Origin of the sequence: Winogradskyella forsetii (genome assembly GCF_013394595.1) — a bacterium.
GTDB lineage: Bacteria > Bacteroidota > Bacteroidia > Flavobacteriales > Flavobacteriaceae > Winogradskyella > Winogradskyella forsetii.
Genome location: NZ_CP053348.1, coordinates 3967272 through 3988079 on the forward strand (window position 1 = coordinate 3967272; position 20808 = coordinate 3988079).

A 20808-nucleotide genomic window follows, 5' to 3' on the forward strand; every position below is an offset into this window, starting at 1 on the left:
CTAAAAAATGAGATTGCCAGGTCCCTAGTCCTCGCAATGACAGAAACAAACGCGTGGAAGACATCCAAGAAAACATACCATTTCAGCTCACTGAAGAACTCATTGAAAAAGTTGAAGTCCTTGTCGAAGACCAAAGCGACAAAGAACTTAAGACTTTATTAAATGACTATCACCATGCGGATATTGCCGAAATTCTTGATGACTTAGATCTTGACGATGCCGTTTATGTCATCAAACTTCTAGACTCTGAAACCACCTCGGAAATCCTTATGGAACTCGATGAGGATATTAGGGAAAAAGTACTCGAAAATCTTTCCAATAAAGAAATTGCCGAAGAAATTGAAGAGTTGGACACGGATGATGCAGCAGATATGATTGCTGAACTTCCAGAAGAACGGCAAAGTAAAGTCATCTCTCAAATTGAAGACGACGAACATCGAGAAGAAATACAAGAACTTTTAGCTTACGATGAGGATACTGCTGGTGGACTTATGGCAAAAGAACTCGTAAAAGTTTATGAAACTTGGACGGTTGCGGGCTGTTTACGTAGAATAAGAGGTCAGGCAAAAGATGTTACGAGAGTGCATTCTGTTTACGTAGTGGATAAAACAGATAAACTGATTGGCAGACTATCATTAAAGGATTTAATCACATCCAAAAGCGATCAAAAAATTGCGGATATCGCTAAAGACAATGTGGATTCGGTAAACGTTCACGATGATGTGGAAGATGTTGCTAAGGTAATGGCTAAATACGATTTGGAAGCGATTCCTGTTGTGGATGATAATCATATTTTGTTGGGTAGAATCACCATTGATGATATAATAGATGTCATCCGTGAAGAAGCCGATAAAGATTACCAATTAGCAGCTGGTATTTCCCAGGATGTAGAAGCCGATGATAGTATTCTACAGCTCACAAGAGCACGTTTGCCATGGTTATTTCTTGGTTTGGTCGGTGGAGTTGGAGCTTTCTTAATTATGGAAGGCTTTCATGATGCCTTCGAAAAATATGCTGTGTTATTCTTTTTCACACCATTAATTGCGGCAATGGCTGGCAACGTCGGTGTGCAATCGAGTGCTATTATTGTTCAAGGTTTGGCGAATGATGATATAAAAGGAAGTGTAAACAACAGATTAATAAAGGAAATGCTTCTTGCCGCACTAAACGGTACCATTTTGGCCTTATTTCTATTCCTTTTTGTGTGGGTCACCAAAGGCGACTTTTACACAGCTCTGGCCATTTCCGTATCGCTGGTCGCTGTTATTATTGTCGCCGGACTCATCGGTACTTTTGTGCCTTTATTCTTAGATAAACGAGGCATTGACCCAGCAATCGCTACAGGACCTTTTATTACGACGAGTAATGATATATTCGGAATATTAATTTACTTCTGGATTGCTAAGTTGATTTTAGGAATATAATATTTTTTGGGCGTTACTCCACTTCGCTATTAAACTGTTATGGTCGTTTTCAACTAAAAGGAAAGCTGCGTAGAGTCGGGCTTTCCGTTGCAATCTTTTGCAAAAAGGCAAAAGGATTTCCACTGCAATCCCTAACGCATTCACGATCTTAACGAGTTCTAATAATAAACTATCGCTAAACGCTAACAAATCTTCGTAAATTTACGTCATACAAAGACCTCACAGGTTTCAAAAACCTGTAAGGTCTAAAAAACTAAAATCCGTTCAACTGCGAAGCAATCACCAAATCAATAATCTCAAATCATTATCTTACGAGTAATCCTTAACACAAAACTTCGTAACTTTGAGATATGAAACCCATTAACATCACAGAAAAATTTACCAAATTCAGCAAAAACTGGCATCCACATCAAATCGCTGTGGTTGACGATATGCAAGTGATTTTAGCTAAATTAAAAGACGAATTTGTTTGGCATAGTCATGACCATGAAGATGAATTATTTCAAGTTATAAAAGGCACACTTTACATGCAATTTAGAGATAGAACAGAAATTGTAAATGAAGGAGAAATAATTATAGTTCCAAAAGGCGTTGAACACAATCCAACAACAAAAAATAATGAAGAAGTTCATGTTCTTTTGTTTGAAAAATTGAGCACAGCCCATACAGGAAACGTGAAACATAAACGGACACAAACTAAATATCCTAAAATCTAAAAACCCAAACTAAACCTTTTAAGTTCTAAAAAAACTAAAAGGTCTGAATTTTAAAGAGATACCTGCTTTCGTAGGCATAAGCATGAAAATACTACACCTAGACTCAAATCATCCATTACTCATAAATCAACTCAACGATTTAGGATTCACCAATCATGAAGATTACTCGTCTTCAAAATCTGAAATCGAAGCTAAAATTGGAGATTACGATGGATTAATTATCCGAAGTCGATTCTCCATAGACAAATCCTTTTTAGAGGCTGCTCAAAATCTGAAATTTATTGGTCGTGTGGGTGCAGGCTTGGAAAATATAGATGGCGAGTATGCCGAAAAAAAAGGTGTTCATCTTATTTCTGCACCAGAAGGCAACCGAAATGCGGTAGGCGAACACACTTTAGGCATGTTGTTGTCACTTTTCAACAAACTTAATAAAGCAGATAGCGAAGTTCGACAAGGTAAATGGTTACGAGAAGACAATCGAGGATTGGAATTAGACGGCAAAACCGTTGGTCTCATTGGTTATGGCAATATGGGAAAAGCCTTCGCTAAAAAATTAAGAGGTTTTGATGTAGACGTCTTATGCCACGATATAAAAACAGGTGTTGGAGATGCCAATGCTAAACAAGTCATTCTCGAAGAATTAAAAGCCAAAGCAGATGTTTTAAGTTTACATACACCGCAAACCAAACTGACCTTAAATATGGTCAATTCAGATTTTATAAGTGGTTTTAAAAAACCCTTTTGGTTGATTAATACGGCTCGTGGCAAAAGCGTGTTTACGGAAGATTTGGTTTCTGCATTAAAAACTGGAAAAATTTTAGGAGCAGGACTCGATGTTTTAGAATATGAAAAAACATCCTTTGAGAATTTGTTTAAAAAATTGAAAAAAGGTGAAGAAATGCCATCAGCATTTCGATATTTAATAAAATCACAAAACGTTTTGCTGACACCTCATGTTGCTGGTTGGACTATTGAAAGCAACATTAAACTGGCCCAAACAATTGTTGATAAAATTGAAACCTTTTCCAAGACTTTACACTAAGGTTTTCTAATCATTGCAATAGCTTATTAGGGCAAGCAAGTATATTTATAAAAGTAAATCATGAAAAATGCTAGTGTGTTTTATTTTCAATTTCCCAAAGGGAAAAAAATTCGTGGAAATAAATTGGTTTATAATATATTGTTGGAGCATTTAAAATAAAGCTTTTCGCCACGAATACACGAATTCAATCGTTCATCGAATTCACGAAGTAAATAATTGGCTATCCATTTCACTAATGAAAAAGACTTTCCGTCTATCAAAAAAATATTCGTGTATTCGTGGCGAAAAAAATTCACGTTTTTATTTTTGTCTAAGTTATTTTAAGCCTAAAATCATATTATTCTCTCAATTTCAAAAAATAAAAGTACCTTGTAAGCATGACCGTTTCACAAAATAAAAATACACAAACTACCTACGACACCATTATTGTTGGCGCAGGCGTTGGTGGATTATCCGCTGCTATATGCCTTGGCAGAGCAGGACAAAAAGTATTGGTACTAGAGCAGCACGATGTTCCAGGAGGTTGGTGCCATAGCTTTTACCTCAATGGCTATCGTTTTACGCCAGGCGTGCATTATGTCGGTTTATTGGAAAAAGGACAATCTACAAGTGAGCTTTATGAAGGCTTGGGAATTGCCAATGATATTGCGTTTTACAAAATGAATCCTAAAGGATTTGAACATTGCTGGATAGGAAATGAACGCTTCGATTATCCTGCAAATTTCGAAGATTTTAAAACCGCATTAATCGAACGTTTTCCTCATGAGAAAAAAGGGATTATTAAATATCTAACATTAGTTAAAAATGTTGGACGGCAGTTGCAGCTTATACCAAAAGTAAGAGGACTTTGGCAACAAATCACGATTCCGTTTCGCACTAAACACATGGGCAAATACGCGCCATTTAGCTTAAAGCGTGTTATTAATTGGCATGTAAAAGATCCGCTGTTGCAAAGTATTCTAAATGTTCAGTTTGGCGACCATGGATTGCCACCTTCCAAGGCCAGTTTTGTAATGCATGCTGCCATTATGGATCATTATTCTTCTGGTGGATTTTACCCTATGGGAGGCGGAGGCGCTATTGTAAAAGCTATGACCAATAAAATCAAGGAATTTGATGGAAAAGTACAAACGAGTACATCGGTAAAGCGGGTTTTAATAGAAGGCGATAAAAAGAAGAAAGCTATTGGTGTAGAACTAGAATCTGGCGAACAGATTTTCGCAGACCGCGTAGTCTCTAATGCAGATCCTGGGATTACCTATTTCAACCTCATCGGAAAAGAAAATTTAAGTAACAAACTACTTAAAAAACTCAATAAAACCAAGTATTCCTGTACCTCCATAATGCTGTTTTTAACGGTTGATATGGATGTAAAAAAAGCCGGTTTAGACTCTGGAAACATCTGGCTATTATCCAACACGGATTACGATGCTATTTATGACGATATGCAAAACAAGGATATTCTGGAAGGTGAAGAATTTTCGGGCATGTTTATCAGTTGTACAACCTTAAAAGACCCAATAAGTTTTGATGGCAGATACCATACCATGGAAGTCATTACCTATATTAATTACGACAGTTTCGCTGCTTTTAAAGACGAAAAAGAAGAGCGATCAGAAGCTTATTTAGAATTTAAGGCACAAATTATTCAAAAGTTTTTACGAAGCTTAGAAAAAGTGGTTCCTGGTATTACAGATAGTATTGTACATAAAGAATTGGGCACACCAATAACCAATGAATTTTACATTAATTCCACAGACGGCAACGTTTACGGGACCGAAAAAAGCCTTAGGCATATTGGCCCTTTTGCCTATAAAATGAAAAGCGAAATAGAAAATTTCTATTTGTGTGGCGCAAGTACGGTTTCACATGGTGTCGCTGGCGCAAGTTATTCTGGAGCGCAAGCTGCTGCTGCCATTTTAGGATGCAGACAGGACGATTTAATTAAACCAGACGAGCATCAACATTTACGCATTTTTGATGCTGAAAATGATACCAATTATCCAGATTGGATGCAAAAGAAAATCGCACTTAAAAAAGCCAAACTCGCCTCTAAGGATGTTTTTGCTGAGGCGGACAAATAACACCTTCACAAAATATTTTGCTAATTTTATACCATGAAAAAAACCATTCTTGTTTTTGGATTGTTGGTTTTAGCACTTTTGCTGTTATTTCAATTTAGTAAATACACTTTAATAAGTGGGAACCTACAAATTGAATATATGATGTCTATAATTGCCGTTGCATTCTTAGGCATTGGGCTTTTCATCAATAAAAAAACTCATAAAAAACTTCCTATTCCTAATCAGAAAATCGATTTAAAAAAAGTTGAAGAATTAGGATTAAGTAAACGCGAATATGAAGTGCTAAAGGAAGTATCTCTAGGGTTATCAAATCGTGAAATTGCTGAAAAATTATACGTATCAGAGAGTACCATAAAAACCCATGTTTCGAATCTTTTAGTAAAGCTAAATGCGAAGCGACGCACGCAAGCCATTCAAATTTCAAAAAGTCTAAATATCATTTAATTTATTAGCTTTACAACTAAAGTATGAGTGGATTGGTACTTTAGTATGAGTGTTTTTCCCTGCCTTCTTTCTACTTTTGACCAATGAATCAAAGCATAAATTAAAATGAAGAACACAGTAATTAAATACGGCCTCTATGCATTATTAAGTGGGTTTGTACTATTTGGATTACCATTTCTATTTGGAATGGGAGTTAACTTTGAATACGGAGAGCTTATAGGTTACACCTCTATGGTGCTCTCTTTGTTATTTGTCCATTTCGGAATAAAACACTATCGTGATAAAGTCAACGAAGGAAACGTATCTTTAGGTAAAGCTATAGGTATCGGCATGTTAATCGCTTTATTTTCAGCCGTTGGAGTTGCTGTTTTTGATTACATATATACCACTCAAATAAATCCCGATTTTGCAAAGGAGTACTTAGAATATTCCTTAAATAAGATGGAAGCGAATTTATCACCAGAAGAATTTAAAATTGAAAGTGCCAACTTAATTCAACAGATGAAGGATTATGGCAGTCCTAGTCTTATGGCATTTATGATGTTTGTAACTGTAATGATATTAGGATTTATTATATCTTTAATCTCAGGCTTAATCTTACAAAGAAAAAAAAATTAGAACAATGACATCAGACGCAAAAACGCCAGAAGACTATATTGCACAACTTCCAGAGGACAGAAAAGCACCAATAATAAAACTAAACAATCTTATTAAAAAACACATGCCCAAAGGCTTAGAAGCTGGAATGGGTTACGGAATGCTAGCCTACTATGTTCCTAGATCCATTTATCCAGATGGTTATCATTGCAAACCGTTTCCACCTTTGCCATTTATAAATCTAGCCTCTCAAAAAAACTTTATCGCACTCTACCATTCTGGTATGTACGCAAAAAAAGAATTGCACGACTGGTTTGTTGCCGAATACCCAAAGCACTGTAAATACAAGTTAGACATGGGAAAAAGCTGTGTGCGATTTAAAAAAATGGATGATATTCCTTATGATTTAATTGAAGAATTAATGGTAAAAATGTCCGTAGAAGAATGGATTGACATTTATGAAAATGCTATAAAAAAGTAATATTTTCCTGCAAGGTTTCTAAAACCTTGTAGGTATCATTTTTAAATAGATTCCCTTTTTCAAGGGAACAAAAATAAAATTTTAATGAAAAAAAGAGTCACAGGAATTGGTGGATTATTCTTTAAAACCAAAGACCCAAAAGCAGCAAAAGATTGGTACAAAAAACATTTAGGTTTTAATACGGACGATTATGGTTGCACCTTTTGGTGGAAAGACAAAGAAGGCAACGATTGCTCTACCCAATGGAGTCCATTCGCAGAAGACACCAAATATTTCGAGCCTTCTAAAAAAGACTTTATGTTTAACTATAGAGTTGAAAACCTCAAAGAACTGCTAGCGACCTTAAAAGAAGAAGGTGTAACCATTGTGGGAGACATGGAAGAATACGATTACGGTAAGTTCGGTTGGATACTAGATAACGATGGTAATAAGATCGAACTTTGGGAACCTATAGACACTGCCTTTCAGTAAATTTGATGGTGAGACATTTTATTATGTCTTAAAGCTTAACCTATATTTTTCTTTTTCGAATGCGAATAACAGGCGTTTATCTTAATTCTTGAGGCTTCTGGTGGCGTAATATATGATGTTTAGATAATGAGTTGATTAGTAATTTTTTACAATAAAACTATTTAAGAAGGTTAACAATATTTCACTAACTTTATGGTCTAACCAAAAACTAATAAAAGGTCAGATGATACTAAAGATTTAGGCGACGATCTTAACGATATGTTAGATGATGCTAAGGATAGCGCAAGAAAAGCAGGCGATAAAATTAGCCAAAAAGCAAATGAATTTTCAGACGATGCTAAAGATTTTAGTCGTGATGCTAAAAAAGCGGCTGATGATTTTAGCAACGACGCCAAAGAAGTATTCAGTGATGGTAAAAACGTAGCAATCATTGCTCACATTACTATTATTGGATGGATTATTGCCCTTGTAATGAATAGCAGTAACAAAACCGAGTTTGGTTCTTTTTATATAAGACAAATGCTTGGACTGTGTCTTATTGGTATAGCTTTAGGCTGGATTCCGATTATAGGTTTTATTGTGGGCCTGGTATTAATCGTAGCTTGGATTATGAGCTTAATTGCTGCACTTGGTGGCGAGATGAAACCAACTTTTTTACTTGGCAAACAGTTCCAAGACTGGTTCAAAGCTTTATAAAAACACTAAAACCCAGAATTGACCTTCTGGGTTTTTTATTGCTTATTTTCAGCTAATCCATAATCCATAGGCAAAGTATCTCCAACACGTTGGCTTCCCATCACTCCACTAAAATAGATGCCAACTACAGGAGTGTAATTTCCATAAACATCTACAAAAAATTCATCTGATTTTAAATGTAATTCTGATTGAAAATCTTTGTCGAATAGAATGGATACCTTATCCTTTAATGTAACCCTTTTAAAGCCTGATTCGGCAATAGATTCAACTTTAAAGAAAGTCCATTCATTAACTCTAAATTTATCGTGGAAAATCCAATACCCTTCTTCTTCAAGTCTTTTGTTATAAAGTGAACGCATAAAGTGCTGTACAGAACCTTTATAAGCCTGATTTCGATTTTTGATTTTTTTAGATGTTTTAGTCTCCTTTAACTCTTTATAAAATGAAGTGCCGAAATAAGCCACAGAGTTTATTGTGAATTCTATAGTTTTTAGATTCGCATAACGGAAACTAATTTCAAAATCGATCAAATCATAAGAGATTTTATATTGTAACGCTTTGTTTTCAATCTCAAGTGAAGCTTTTGAGCTTGCATATAAGGATTTATTACGCTTGTCATATCTTAAAATTAAATTATCTTCATTCAAAATTTTACAAGATTTGCCAAACTTTGAAGTCCCCAAAAATTCCTTTCTAAATAGTCGTAATTTTTGTCGTCTAGTTAAACCATCATCATAATCGATGTGAACTTCATCTAATATATTATTGGCTTCAATCAATTCTATAGTGATGCTATTTTGACTTCTATAATCAGAAATTAGGACCTTTTCGTAGCCTAAGTAAGAAATAACCAAAGTAGATTGAATAGCATCTGTATAAGTGATAGAGAATTCACCTTTTTCGTCCGTTGTTGTGCCGATCGTAGTATTGTCAAAATATACGGCAACAGTTTCAATCGGTTGTTGGGTTAGTTTATCAATAACACGACCAGTAAGTGTTTGCGATGTACAAAAAAGTGGTAATAAAAAGATAAAAATGACTAGCCTATTTATCATCCGTATTATCCATAAACTTACGCTCCAATTCCGCCTGAAATTCTTCCATTACAGGTCTAACCGTACTTTCTGGTAAGTCCGCAATTTTAATATACATTAAACCATCAACAGCATTATTAAATAAAGGATCCACATTAAATGCTACGAGTTTAGCATTTTGTTTAATATACTTTTTAAGCAAAACAGGTAGTCGTAATGCGCCTGGTTCTACCTCATCAATAATCTTGTCAAACTTATTTAAATCAGCTTCGGTTTCATCAAAGACAAATTCCTTATCGGCATCTTTTAGCTTTACCTTGAATTCCTTTTTTGGATGCACATATTGCGCAACGTAAGGATCATAATAATGGGATTTCATAAACTCAATCATCAAACTTTTAGAAAAGTTAGAAAACTGGTTGCTTATACTGACACCTCCAATTAAATATTTGTGTTCAGGATGCCGCAAAGTAGTGTGCACAATACCTTTCCAAAGTAAAAATAAAGGCATTGGTTTCTGTTGGTATTCCTTGATGATAAAAGCACGCCCCATTTCTATGGATTGGCTCATCATTTTATGTAATTCGGGCTCAAAACGAAACAGATCCTGTAAATAAAACCCATTGATACCAAAACGTTCAAATATTTGCGAACCTATACCCATCCTATAAGCGCCTGCTATCACATTTTTTTCATTATCCCATAGAAACATGTGGTGGTAATACGTATCGAACTTATCTAAATCAATGGCTTCATTTGTCCCTTCTCCTACTTCCCTAAAAGTGATTTCCCGGAGTCTTCCTATTTCCCTTAAAATATTCGGAATGTGCTTTGGTGGTACCAAAAACACTTCGTAATTTTTACTTTCCAGAAGCCTGAAGTCACTTACTCTAAGCTTGTCTAACTCAGCAATCATTACTTTTGGTGCAATTGGCGTCACAATGCGTTTAGGCATTTTTGCAACTTTTAATTGGGATTGGATATTATCTAAAATCTTAGGTTTGCCTTCAAAAGTGTTAGACAACATATAGGTTTTTCGTCTCAAAAATTCTGAAAACTCCTTCAGACTTGGATGTTCATTTTGATCTTTTAAGGAAATTGCCTTACCTACTCTTACTTTAATCACACGTCGCTTTTGTGTCAATAATTCTGAAGGCAGTTTCGCCGTTCTCAGCGTATCGCTTATTTTGGAAAGTCTATAGAATAACCTACTATTTTTAGCATGAAAATAAATAGGAACAACAGGAACTTCTGCTTTCTGAATCAATTTCATTGCCGCTGCTTCCCACTCTTTATCAACCACTAATTTTCCGTCCCTATAAGTAGAAACCTCTCCTGCAGGAAACACACCTAACGGATGACCGTCCCGTAAATGCATAATGGCATTCTTGAAACCGGTAATATTACTTTTAATATCCTTTCGTTCTTCAAAAGGATTTACGGGCATGATATAAGGTTTTATAGGTTCTATACGATGCAGTAAAAAATTAGCGATAATCTTAAAATCACTACGCTGCTCTAACATAAGTTTCAGTAACAACATCCCATCAATACCACCAAGTGGATGATTGGAGATGGTAATGTAAGGCCCTTCTTTTGGAAGACGTTTCATGTCTTCTTCTGGAATTTCGAACTTAATCTGAAAATCGTCTAAAATGGTATCTAAGAATTCTGGGCCAGGAAGGTGTTTCCTTTTTTTGTACATTTTGTTTAAGGTCGTAATCTTAAGCACTTTCATTAAGGTCCAACCAAAAAAAGTACCCAAAAATCCATACTTATCCGCATGAATTGCTTTTGCGACTTCTTTTGCGGTTACCAAACCCGTATCAAACGATTTACCCATAAAACAAATGTAGTAAAGTTTATTTAGTTACAATTTGCACCGTTTCTTGTGTTAATTGCTTCAATAATAAGGTTTTATCTTTTTCAAGCTCTTGTATAGCACTATCATTATAATGTCTAATAGTGTATAAACTGACCTTTTCATGACAGGTCACCTTGAATTTTGCTTTTAAGTGTTGCAATAATTTTTCTAAATTATCATATAAATTATCTATGCACACAGAAAAACTAATCGCTGAATTTTGAATGACATCCACCTTCATTTTATACAAGTGCAACAAGCTAAAAATATCACTGATATTTTCTTCCATAATGTATGAAAAATCCAAAGAAGACAATGAAATTAAAATCTGATTTTTCTTAACAATGAAACACGGAATTTCTGGTTCCAAGGCTTTTCCTTTACTTACGCAAGTACCTGCGCCTTCTGGATTTAAAAACGATTTTACATATAAAGGAATTTCCTTTCTTTGTAAGGGTTGAAGCGTTTTTGGATGAATGACGGAAGCACCATAAAATGCCAACTCAATAGCTTCCCTGTAGGAGATTTGATGTAATAACTGAGCGTTTTCGAAATAACGAGGATCTGCATTTAAAACCCCTGGAACATCTTTCCAAATCGTTACGCTATTGGCATTTAAACAATAAGCAAAAATTGCAGCCGTATAATCACTGCCTTCTCGACCTAAGGTGGTGGTAAAATTATTGGCATCACTTCCTAAAAACCCCTGTGTAATATTTAAGATATTGGTATCTAAATTAGCAGAAATATTGGCTTGCGTTGCTTCCCAATTCACATTAGAACGCCTGTAATAATTATCTGTTTTTATGAACTCCCTAACATCAACCCACTTGTTTTTCAAGCCAATTTCATTGAGATAATGACTAATAATTGTGGTGGATATTAATTCCCCATAACCAATAGTCTGATCATAAACATAGTTATAATCTGGAGATTTGTTGCTTTTAAAAAAGGCATTCAGTTCATCAAAAAGTACTTTTATAGCTTCAAAAACTTCATGGCGTTTATTCGTAAACAACTCAATTAAAATATCATTATGATATTTAATTACTTCATGAATTGCACTTGGTAATTCTTCCTTGTTTTCAAAATAATTTTTGATAACCAACTCCATTTTATTAGTGGTCTTTCCCATGGCGGAAATCACAACCAATGTGTTATCATAACCTGTAGTTTGCAAAACTTTTGCTAAGTTCTTTACGCCGTCTGCATCCTTTACCGATGCGCCACCAAATTTATAAACACGCATTATAATTGGTTTAAATAATTAACAATTCCTGTTTCATCCAATTGTACTACATTCCAATCGCGCATCACATTTGCGCCTTTGCTTTCATAAAATTTTATGGCGGATTCATTCCAATCCAAAACTTCCCAGCTTACACGTTTAACACCTAATACTTTGGCGTGTTTAATTACTGTATCCAGCAATTTAGTTCCTAAGCCTTTACCTCGGTATTTTTCACTTACAATAAGATCTTCTAGATGTAAAACTTCGCCTTTCCAAGTTGAATATCTCGGATACACCAAAGCAATACCTTCAATAGTATTTTCAACTTCCAAAACAAAACAGGTAAACTTTGGATGGTTACCAAAACCATCATTTTCTAAATCAGAAATGCTTATGTCAACAGCATCTGATTCTTTTTCGAAGGTTGCCAGTTCCTGAATGAGTTCAAAAACCCTTGGCATATCTAGTTTGTTGACTAATCTTGGTTGGTTCATTGGTTATTTAAATAGAATGTTCAAATATAAAGCAACTCCCTTGACCTAACAATTAATTTACCACACGAAAACGTTATAGTTTGTTAAAAAATACGATATTTGTAGGCTAGTAATCAATAACATACTTCATGTCCAAAAGAAATCAGACCTTAGGGGAATTTATCATAGAAAACCAAAATGCTTTTAAATACTCGTCTGGAGAGCTTTCAAAACTAATTAATTCCATTCGTTTAGCTGCTAAAGTTGTTAATCACGAAGTCAACAAAGCGGGTTTGGTGGATATTATTGGTGCCGCTGGAGACACTAATATTCAAGGTGAGGATCAACAAAAATTGGACGTTTATGCAAATGAAAAATTTATTCAGACTTTAACGAAACGAAATATTGTTTGTGGAATTGCCAGTGAAGAGGAAGATGATTTTATTACCATTAATAGTCAAGATGAAAATCATCAGAATAAATATGTGGTTTTAATTGACCCTTTGGATGGTTCCTCTAATATTGATGTCAATGTTTCTGTTGGCACCATTTTCTCTATTTACAGGCGCGTTACGCCTTTAGGCACGCCAGTTACAATTGACGATTTTTTGCAAAAAGGTATTCAGCAAGTTGCCGCTGGCTATGTCGTTTATGGCACCTCAACAATGTTGGTTTATACCACAGGGCATGGTGTTAATGGTTTTACATTAAATCCAGCGATTGGTTCTTATTATTTATCGCATCCAAATATGCAATTTCCCGAAGATGGACATATTTATTCCGTAAATGAAGGTAATTATGCAGATTTTCCTATGGGTATAAAAAAATATATTAAATACTGCCAAGAAGATGTGGACGATAGACCTTATACAAGTCGATACATTGGATCTCTAGTTTCAGATTTTCATAGAAACATGATTAAAGGTGGTATCTATATGTATCCAAAAAGCACCAAAAACCCGAAGGGAAAACTACGACTGTTATATGAGTGCAATCCTATGGCCTTTATCGCTGAGCAAGCTAATGGTAAAGCAAGTGACGGAGCAACTAGAATTATGGAGATAGAGCCAAAGGAATTACATGAGCGCGTTCCGTTTATTTGTGGTAGTAAGAATATGGTGGAGAAGGCTGAAGAGTTCGTACGAAACCATGGTTAAATCGGAAAATCTGAGAAATATCAATAAAAAAAGCAACCTAAATTAGGTTGCTTTTTCTATTTTATATAAGTTAACTAAACTACTTATTCATATTTTTCATTTCTTCAATAAACGTATCCACATCCACTTTATCATACGCAAGTGCCAAGGCTTTGTCAGCAATATACTTTACGTTTTGGGAATGAAATCCTAAACCAACACAAAGTTTTTCTAACAACCAATGCTGATTTGGCCCTTCAATATCATCTGCCCAAACCATACGAACTAAGTCATACAAACGTTCTAAGCGAATTTCATAAGAATGTGGTGCATTAATCGGATGCGTATTGTAATCCTTTAATATTTCTTTTAAATCGTGTTCTGAAATATCCAATCGTGTTGCTAAACGTTCTAAAAAAGCTCTTTCATTATCGGTAATCACACCATCACTCATAGCAACTCTGACTATGGACGCAAAATGGTCTTCATTACGTTTTTTAAATCCGCTATCAAATAAATTTGAAAATGACATATATCTATTTTTAGTATCTAAATTATTAATTCTGAACAAATATAATTCTATTCAAAGAATTATCATTAGTGTACACTTCAAAAATTTTATATTTGCACCTTCAAATAAAGAAACTTGAGTAAAGTATCTATTGCCCAAAAGTTCGCACAGACTTTGCAGTTGCAAAATCTGCAGACTGCTATTGCCCAAAATGAACCTTTCGACTCCGCTCAAGATAAACCTTTCGACTCCGCTCAAGATAAACCTTTCGACTCCGCTCAAGATAAACCTTTCGACTCCGCTCAAGGCAGGAAAACACACCTCAAAGGTCTGGTTGGATCTTCCTTTTCAATTACGGTTTCCGAAGCTTTTAAAACAGCTGACAAACCGTTTTTATTGATTTTTGATGACAAAGAAGAAGCTGCTTTTTATCTTAATGATCTTGAACAACTGATCAATGATAAAGATGTGTTGTTCTATCCAGGAAGTTACAGAAGACCATACCAAATTGAGGAAACCAACAATGCCAACGTGCTTTTACGTGCCGAAGTTTTAAACCGTATCAATTCGCGCAAAAAACCGTGTATTATTGTGACGTATCCTGATGCGCTTTTTGAAAAAGTAGTCACAAAAAAAGAACTTGAAAAGAATACCTTAAAGATTTCTGTAGGTAACGACCTCAGCATCGATTTTGTAAATGAAGTGTTGTTTGAATACAAATTTAAACGCGTCGATTTTGTCACAGAACCTGGCGATTTCTCCGTACGAGGTGGTATTGTGGATGTGTTTTCCTTTTCTCATGATGAACCTTATAGAATAGAATTTTTTGGAGACGAAGTCGATAGCATTAGAACCTTTGATGTTGAAACACAACTCTCAACCGAAAGGATTAAAAAAGTCAGCATTATACCAAATGTAGCCAACAAACTGATTGCTGAACAACGTGAAAGTTTTTTAAAATACATTTCAAATAAAACGGTTATCTTTTCTAAGAATGCATCACTTATATTTTCAAGAATTGATGATTTTTATAGTAAGGCTGAAGACGCTTTCAAAAACTTATCCACTGAAGTTAAACGTGCATCGCCAGAAGAATTATTCTGTAATTCAGAGGTATTAAAACGACAATTTTTAGAGTATCCTCTAGTAGAATTTGGTACTTCGACTTACATCGACTACGCTCGGCAATCAAATGCCAGCAACCAAGTTATTCAATTTAACATCACACCACAACCAGCATTCAACAAACAGTTCAATCTGCTTATTGAAAATTTAAATGCAAACCATGCTGAAGGAATTACCAATTACATCGCCTGTGTAAGCGAGCAGCAAGCCAAACGTTTCCACGATATTTTTGAAGATGCTGAACAAGAAGAAATTCATTATAAAACAGTTGTGCTTTCGTTATATCAGGGTTTTATAGATAAAGATCACAACATTGCGGTGTATACAGATCATCAGATTTTTGATCGCTACCATAAGTTCCATCTTAAAAATGGTTATGCAAAAAAACAAGCCATTACATTAAAAGAACTCACAAATCTTGAAATTGGAGATTACGTTACGCATATAGATCATGGGATTGGTAAGTTTGGTGGACTTCAAAAAATAGATGTTGAAGGAAAAAAACAAGAAGCGATTAAATTGGTCTATGGCGAACGTGATATTTTGTACCTCAGCATTCACTCTTTGCATAAAATCACCAAATTTAATGGCAAGGATGGTAAACCACCAACCGTTTATAAATTAGGAAGCAAAGCTTGGAAAACCTTAAAGCAAAAAACAAAATCAAGGGTTAAGGAAATTGCTTTCAACCTTATAAAACTTTATGCGAAGCGCAAACTTAAAAAAGGCTTTCAGTACGCACCAGATAGCCATATGCAATTAGAGCTTGAAGCGTCTTTTATCTATGAGGACACACCAGACCAAATCACTTCCACCGCAGATATCAAAGCAGATATGGAAAGTGAACGCCCAATGGACCGTTTGATTTGTGGAGACGTTGGTTTTGGGAAAACCGAAGTAGCCATAAGAGCGGCTTTCAAAGCGGTTGACAATGGAAAACAAGTTGCTGTTCTAGTGCCAACAACGATTTTGGCCTATCAACATTCTAGAACGTTTAAGGAACGTTTAAAGGATTTTCCGGTAACTGTAGATTACGTCAACCGATTCAGAACAGCCAAAGAAAAACGGGAGACTTTAGAAGGGTTGGAAAAAGGGAGTGTTGATATTATCATTGGTACACATCAACTCGCCAATAAAAACGTAAAGTTTAAAGATTTAGGCTTGCTGATTGTTGATGAGGAACAAAAATTTGGTGTTGCCGTAAAAGAGAAGTTGAAAACCATAAAGGAAAATGTTGATGTGTTAACGTTAACAGCAACGCCCATCCCAAGAACGCTTCAGTTTAGTTTAATGGCTGCACGGGATTTATCTGTGATTACGACGCCTCCTCCCAACAGATACCCAATTGAAAGTCATGTGATCCGTTTTGGAGAAGAAACGATAAGAGATGCCGTGAGTTATGAGATTCAACGTGGTGGTCAAGTGTTTTTTATTCATAATCGTATTGAAAATATCAAAGAGGTGGCTGGTATGATCCAACGTTTGGTGCCAGATGCTAAAATTGGTATTGGTCATGGACAGCTTGACGGTAAAAAACTTGAAAATTTAATGCTTGCGTTTATGAATGGCGAGTTTGATGTTTTGGTAAGTACAACGATAGTAGAAAGTGGACTGGATGTGCCTAATGCAAATACCATTTTTATCAATAACGCGAATAATTTTGGATTGAGCGATTTACACCAAATGCGAGGTCGTGTTGGTCGCAGCAATAAAAAAGCCTTCTGTTATTTTATTACGCCAGAGTATTCAGCCATGACGACGGATGCCAGAAAACGTATTTCGGCATTAGAACAATTTACAGAGCTTGGCAGCGGATTTAATATTGCGATGAAAGATTTAGAAATTCGTGGTGCAGGAGATTTATTGGGTGGCGAGCAAAGTGGGTTTATTAATGATATTGGATTTGATACTTATCAGAAAATTTTAAATGAAGCCATAGACGAATTGAAGGAAACTGAATTTTCAGATTTATATAAAGACGATAGCAAACCTAAAAAGTATGTCAAAGATATTACCATAGACACGGATTTTGAATTGTTATTCCCAGACGATTATATCAATAACATCACAGAACGACTTAATCTCTATACCAAATTAAACGCAATTAAAACCGAAGAAGAACTCGCTAAGTTTGAAACTGAAATCATTGACCGTTTTGGGGAATTACCAACACAGGTTACCGATTTGTTGGATAGTGTTCGCATTAAATGGATTGCCACAAAAATGGGGATTGAAAAACTGATTATGAAACAAGGAAAAATGATCGGTTATTTTGTTCAGGATCAACAAAGCGGATTTTATCAAAGTGATGCATTTACTAAAGTGTTACAATTTGTTCAAATGAATGCTGGAAAATGCAAAATGAAAGAGAAACAAACCCGAAAAGGCTTACGGTTATTGCTGACATTCGAAAACATTAAATCCACCAAACAAGCACTGGCTGCATTATCTAAGATAAATGAATGAAAAAAGTCATTTAAATCACCTCTTGTTGCTTGTTATAGCATCATTTTTTATAAGTACTTCTGGAGCATTAGGGAAATTTATTGACATGCCAACACCAATCATTATTTGGTGGCGTTCTGCTTTAGCTGCAATTTTTCTGTTCATTTACTGTCTTTACAAAGGCATTAATCTAAAAATAAAAAGCGGCAAAGATCGTCGGACGTTTTTCATTGCTGCTGTATTTATGGGTGGTCATTGGATTACCTATTTCTACGCCTTAAAATTAGCTAACGTTGCTATTGGTATGCTTTCCATTTTTACATTCCCTATAATTATAGCCCTTTTGGAACCCTTGTTTTCCAAATCTAAATTAGATAAAATACATATCCTTTTAGGATTTATAGTCCTTGTGGGTATTTATATTTTGGCTCCAGATTTCGATTTACAAAGCAGCCAATTACAAGGGCTTATGTTTGGGGTTTTTTCAGCAGTGCTCTATGCGCTAAGAATATTAATTTTAAAAGGGCATGTGGCCAATTATAATGGGACGATGCTTATGTTTTACCAAGTGGCAATCCTTACCATAATCTTAGCACCTCTATTATATTATATGGGCACGTCCAACATTACTACACAGTATCCTTATGTCATTTTATTAGCCCTAATAACCACAGCCATTGGACATACCATGTTTGTAAATAGTTTAAAATACTTTAAAGCCAGTACGGCGAGTATTATTGGAAGCACGCAGCCAGTATTTGGAATAATAATGGCATTTTTTTTCTTGAATGAAATACCAACAATACATACCTTTGTTGGTGGTGCTTTAATATTAGGAACCGTCGTTATTGAAAGTATCCGTTCCCATAAAATGAAATAGTTTAAAATGGCTCAATTATTGAAGTCATTCAATAGTAAAACATTCTATAAAATGAAGAAATTAATTCTCTTATTAATCGTGTTTCCGCTTGTTTCTTTTGCACAAACCATAAAAGGAACATTCTCCCCTGCAGAAGATTATACCTATGCTTTTTTGTATAAAGCAACGCCTGAAAGCGCCAATTACATAAACAAAGGGCAGTTGGATAGTCTTGGAAATTTTGAAATTCAATTAGATTCTTCAGTTACAGCTGGTATTTATAAAATTGTTTATGCGATTCCACCTGAAGAAAATAATTTCGATTTTATATACGATGGAAAAGAAACGGTTGCTTTTAATTTCAGTCAAGAAAATGGGGTCAACTTCACAGAATCGGAAGAGAACAAACTTTGGAATTCGTACTTAAAAAGTATGGATATGGTCAACCAAACTATAAGCAATTATTATACGCAAGACAACGCTGACCAAAAAGGTTTTGAGGCTATATTCAAAACTTTAAAAGATACACAAACAGGTTATGAAGAATTAGCTGAGGGAAAATTAGTTTCTAATTTTATTAAAGCCAATAAACCCTATATTCCTGCAGAATATGAAGCTATTTCAACGTATTCAAAACATCTCAAAGCGCACTATTTGAGTCAGGTTGATTTTAGTGATTACCTGCTACAAAGTTCATCGTTTTTGATAGATCGCGTCACAGCTTATGTTTTCAATATGGTTGAAAACCCATCCAATGCAACCTACAAGGCACATGTAGATGATGTTGCTGCGGCCATTAGCGATGACGATGCTAAAATAAAAACCAGTTTATTAGAAATGCTTTGGCAACGTTTTGTAGCCTTAGAAAACCATGAATTAGCGAATTATATTACTGATAACTATTTATTGGGACTAGCGAACAAAACCAAAAACTTGGTGTTACGTGATATGGTAATTTCTTTTAAAAATACGTCGATTGGATCTAAAGCACCAAATTTTGACATCACTTTAAATGGCGAAAAAACAAGCTTACAACAATTAGAAGGTACAGAGAACTACTTACTCATTTTTTGGAGTAGTAACTGCAGTCATTGTTTAGAAGAATTGCCAAAAGTGAGAGACATGGTTGCTAACAAACCGAATTTAAAAGTCGTTGCTTTTGGATTAGAGGAGGATGACCGCAATTGGAAAAAGGAAATTAAAGACTATCCGAATTTTATCCATAAAATTGGTTTAGATAAATGGGATAATCCAACGGTGAAAACCTATGGAATTTCGGCTACGCCATCATATTTTCTCTTGGATGCTTCCAAAATTATTATTGCAAAGCCTTATGATTTTGAGGATTTGGAGGTTGTTTTGAAAGCGTTGTAGTTATTTAAACTATCCGAATATCATAAATAAAAAAACCAGCAAAGTCAATTTTGCTGGTTTTTGTTTATTTAGAATACAGTGCTTAATCCAAGTGCGGAATACGTAATACCTGTCCTGGATAAATTTTATCAGGATCAGAAAGCATTGGTCTATTGGCTTCAAAAATTTCAGGATACTTCATGGCGTTTCCATAATATTTCTTTGCAATTTTACCTAAAGTGTCACCACTTACAACGGTATGGAACTGTGCTTCTGGCTCAGGGTTCTCAACCGTCATTTGGTCATCTACCGTTGCGATACCTGCGGTATTACCTACCACTAATATCACTTTTTCTTTAGTGGCTTGGTCGTGTGCCTTACCCGAAATTTTAGCCATATCATCATCGACTAATACAGAAAGGTCTTCAACCTGTAATTGTAAATCATTAATCGTATTTACTAAATTCATGGCAGCCGTTTTTTCTGCTCTTAATTCTTCGGTTGCCGCTTTTTCATCGGCTGCTTTTGCTTTGGCTCTGGCTTCCGCTGCTTCAGTTGTTTTTCCTATGCCAAATACTTTAGCTCCGGCGTTTTTAATAAATGAAAATAATCCCATAATATTTATTTGTTTTAAGTTATTTAAAATTCGTGCTTTGTAAAGTTGATGAAAATCTTTTGCAATTCCAATTCTAATAACCTTTAGAATTAATAATAGCTTCGTTTCGGATAAAATAATTCTATTTTTCAAAACACGTCAAATCTTGGTATTTAATGGAAAATCACTTTTAGATTCCGCTGAAAAAGTGGGATTAGTTCAACTTC

Annotated in this window: 19 protein-coding genes; 13 read left to right on the top strand and 6 right to left on the bottom strand. The window is 35.1% G+C overall.

Translation table 11 applies throughout. The annotated features are described in order from the left end of the window. Positions 1-53: 53 nt before the first annotated feature. The 9 genes from mgtE (at position 54) to HM987_RS17060 (ending at position 7955) form a co-directional block, all read left to right on the top strand. A complete protein-coding gene (gene mgtE / locus HM987_RS17020; RefSeq protein ID WP_229724492.1) occupies positions 54-1424 on the top strand; it encodes a magnesium transporter in 1371 nt (456 codons plus the stop codon). A 350-nt stretch (positions 1425-1774) separates the two neighbouring features. After that, positions 1775-2140 (top strand): cupin domain-containing protein, encoded by a 366-nt coding sequence (locus tag HM987_RS17025; protein ID WP_179009219.1) that lies wholly within the window; start codon positions 1775-1777, stop codon positions 2138-2140. An 82-nt stretch (positions 2141-2222) separates the two neighbouring features. Next, a complete protein-coding gene (locus tag HM987_RS17030) occupies positions 2223-3182 on the top strand; it encodes a 2-hydroxyacid dehydrogenase (RefSeq protein WP_179009220.1) in 960 nt (319 codons plus the stop codon). A gap of 377 nt (positions 3183-3559) precedes the next feature. Continuing rightward, positions 3560-5266, top strand: coding sequence for a phytoene desaturase family protein (locus tag HM987_RS17035; RefSeq protein WP_179009221.1), 1707 nt, complete (start codon positions 3560-3562; stop codon positions 5264-5266). Between the two features lie 33 nt (positions 5267-5299). Beyond that, complete coding sequence (locus tag HM987_RS19720) at positions 5300-5710, top strand: response regulator transcription factor (protein WP_179009222.1); 411 nt, start codon at positions 5300-5302, stop codon at positions 5708-5710. Positions 5711-5815: 105 nt separating this feature from the next. Next, on the top strand, positions 5816-6328 hold the full coding sequence (locus HM987_RS17045; protein ID WP_179009223.1) for a DUF4199 domain-containing protein: 513 nt from the start codon (positions 5816-5818) through the stop codon (positions 6326-6328). Positions 6329-6332: 4 nt separating this feature from the next. After that, entirely contained in the window at positions 6333-6788 is a 456-nt protein-coding gene (locus HM987_RS17050) for a DUF1801 domain-containing protein (protein ID WP_179009224.1), read from the top strand. Positions 6789-6872: 84 nt separating this feature from the next. Then, a complete protein-coding gene (locus tag HM987_RS17055; RefSeq protein ID WP_179009225.1) occupies positions 6873-7259 on the top strand; it encodes a VOC family protein in 387 nt (128 codons plus the stop codon). Between the two features lie 258 nt (positions 7260-7517). Next, positions 7518-7955 (top strand): YtxH domain-containing protein, encoded by a 438-nt coding sequence (locus HM987_RS17060; RefSeq protein ID WP_179009226.1) that lies wholly within the window; start codon positions 7518-7520, stop codon positions 7953-7955. Positions 7956-7990: 35 nt separating this feature from the next. Here HM987_RS17060 and HM987_RS17065 read toward each other — a convergent pair whose 3' ends face one another. Genes HM987_RS17065 through HM987_RS17080 form a run of 4 tightly spaced genes read right to left on the bottom strand, consistent with a single transcriptional unit; the run spans position 7991 to position 12578 of the window. Beyond that, on the bottom strand, positions 7991-9010 hold the full coding sequence (locus HM987_RS17065) for a carboxypeptidase-like regulatory domain-containing protein (RefSeq protein ID WP_179009227.1): 1020 nt from the start codon (positions 9008-9010) through the stop codon (positions 7991-7993). Beyond that, positions 9000-10832 (bottom strand): GNAT family N-acyltransferase, encoded by a 1833-nt coding sequence (locus HM987_RS17070; protein WP_179009228.1) that lies wholly within the window; start codon positions 10830-10832, stop codon positions 9000-9002. The genes HM987_RS17065 and HM987_RS17070 overlap by 11 nt, the downstream gene beginning before the upstream one ends. Positions 10833-10851: 19 nt before the next feature. Next, complete coding sequence (locus HM987_RS17075) at positions 10852-12102, bottom strand: aspartate kinase (protein WP_179009229.1); 1251 nt, start codon at positions 12100-12102, stop codon at positions 10852-10854. Next, a complete protein-coding gene (locus HM987_RS17080) occupies positions 12102-12578 on the bottom strand; it encodes a GNAT family N-acetyltransferase (RefSeq protein ID WP_179009230.1) in 477 nt (158 codons plus the stop codon). Before HM987_RS17080 ends, HM987_RS17075 begins: the two co-directional genes overlap by 1 nt. Before the next feature lie 128 nt (positions 12579-12706). Here HM987_RS17080 and fbp point away from each other — a divergent pair, with 128 nt between their 5' ends. Next, positions 12707-13714, top strand: a complete 1008-nt coding sequence (fbp, locus tag HM987_RS17085; RefSeq protein ID WP_179009231.1) for a class 1 fructose-bisphosphatase — start codon at positions 12707-12709, stop codon at positions 13712-13714. Positions 13715-13793: 79 nt separating this feature from the next. Here the strand turns inward: fbp and HM987_RS17090 are convergent, their stop codons facing one another. Further along, positions 13794-14225: a tellurite resistance TerB family protein gene (locus HM987_RS17090; RefSeq protein WP_179009232.1), complete on the bottom strand. Its 432-nt coding sequence runs from the start codon at positions 14223-14225 to the stop codon at positions 13794-13796. A gap of 114 nt (positions 14226-14339) precedes the next feature. On the opposite strand from HM987_RS17090, the gene mfd reads away from it, so the two are divergent. Genes mfd through HM987_RS17105 form a run of 3 tightly spaced genes read left to right on the top strand, consistent with a single transcriptional unit; the run spans position 14340 to position 20007 of the window. Beyond that, positions 14340-17795, top strand: a complete 3456-nt coding sequence (gene mfd, locus HM987_RS17095) for a transcription-repair coupling factor (protein ID WP_179009233.1) — start codon at positions 14340-14342, stop codon at positions 17793-17795. Continuing rightward, positions 17788-18654, top strand: coding sequence for a DMT family transporter (locus HM987_RS17100; protein ID WP_179009234.1), 867 nt, complete (start codon positions 17788-17790; stop codon positions 18652-18654). The genes mfd and HM987_RS17100 overlap by 8 nt, the downstream gene beginning before the upstream one ends. A gap of 51 nt (positions 18655-18705) precedes the next feature. Continuing rightward, on the top strand, positions 18706-20007 hold the full coding sequence (locus HM987_RS17105) for a TlpA family protein disulfide reductase (protein ID WP_179009235.1): 1302 nt from the start codon (positions 18706-18708) through the stop codon (positions 20005-20007). A gap of 82 nt (positions 20008-20089) precedes the next feature. On the opposite strand, the gene lysM is transcribed toward HM987_RS17105, so the two are convergent. Beyond that, entirely contained in the window at positions 20090-20602 is a 513-nt protein-coding gene (gene lysM, locus HM987_RS17110) for a peptidoglycan-binding protein LysM (RefSeq protein WP_179010119.1), read from the bottom strand. Positions 20603-20808 lie beyond the last annotated feature (206 nt).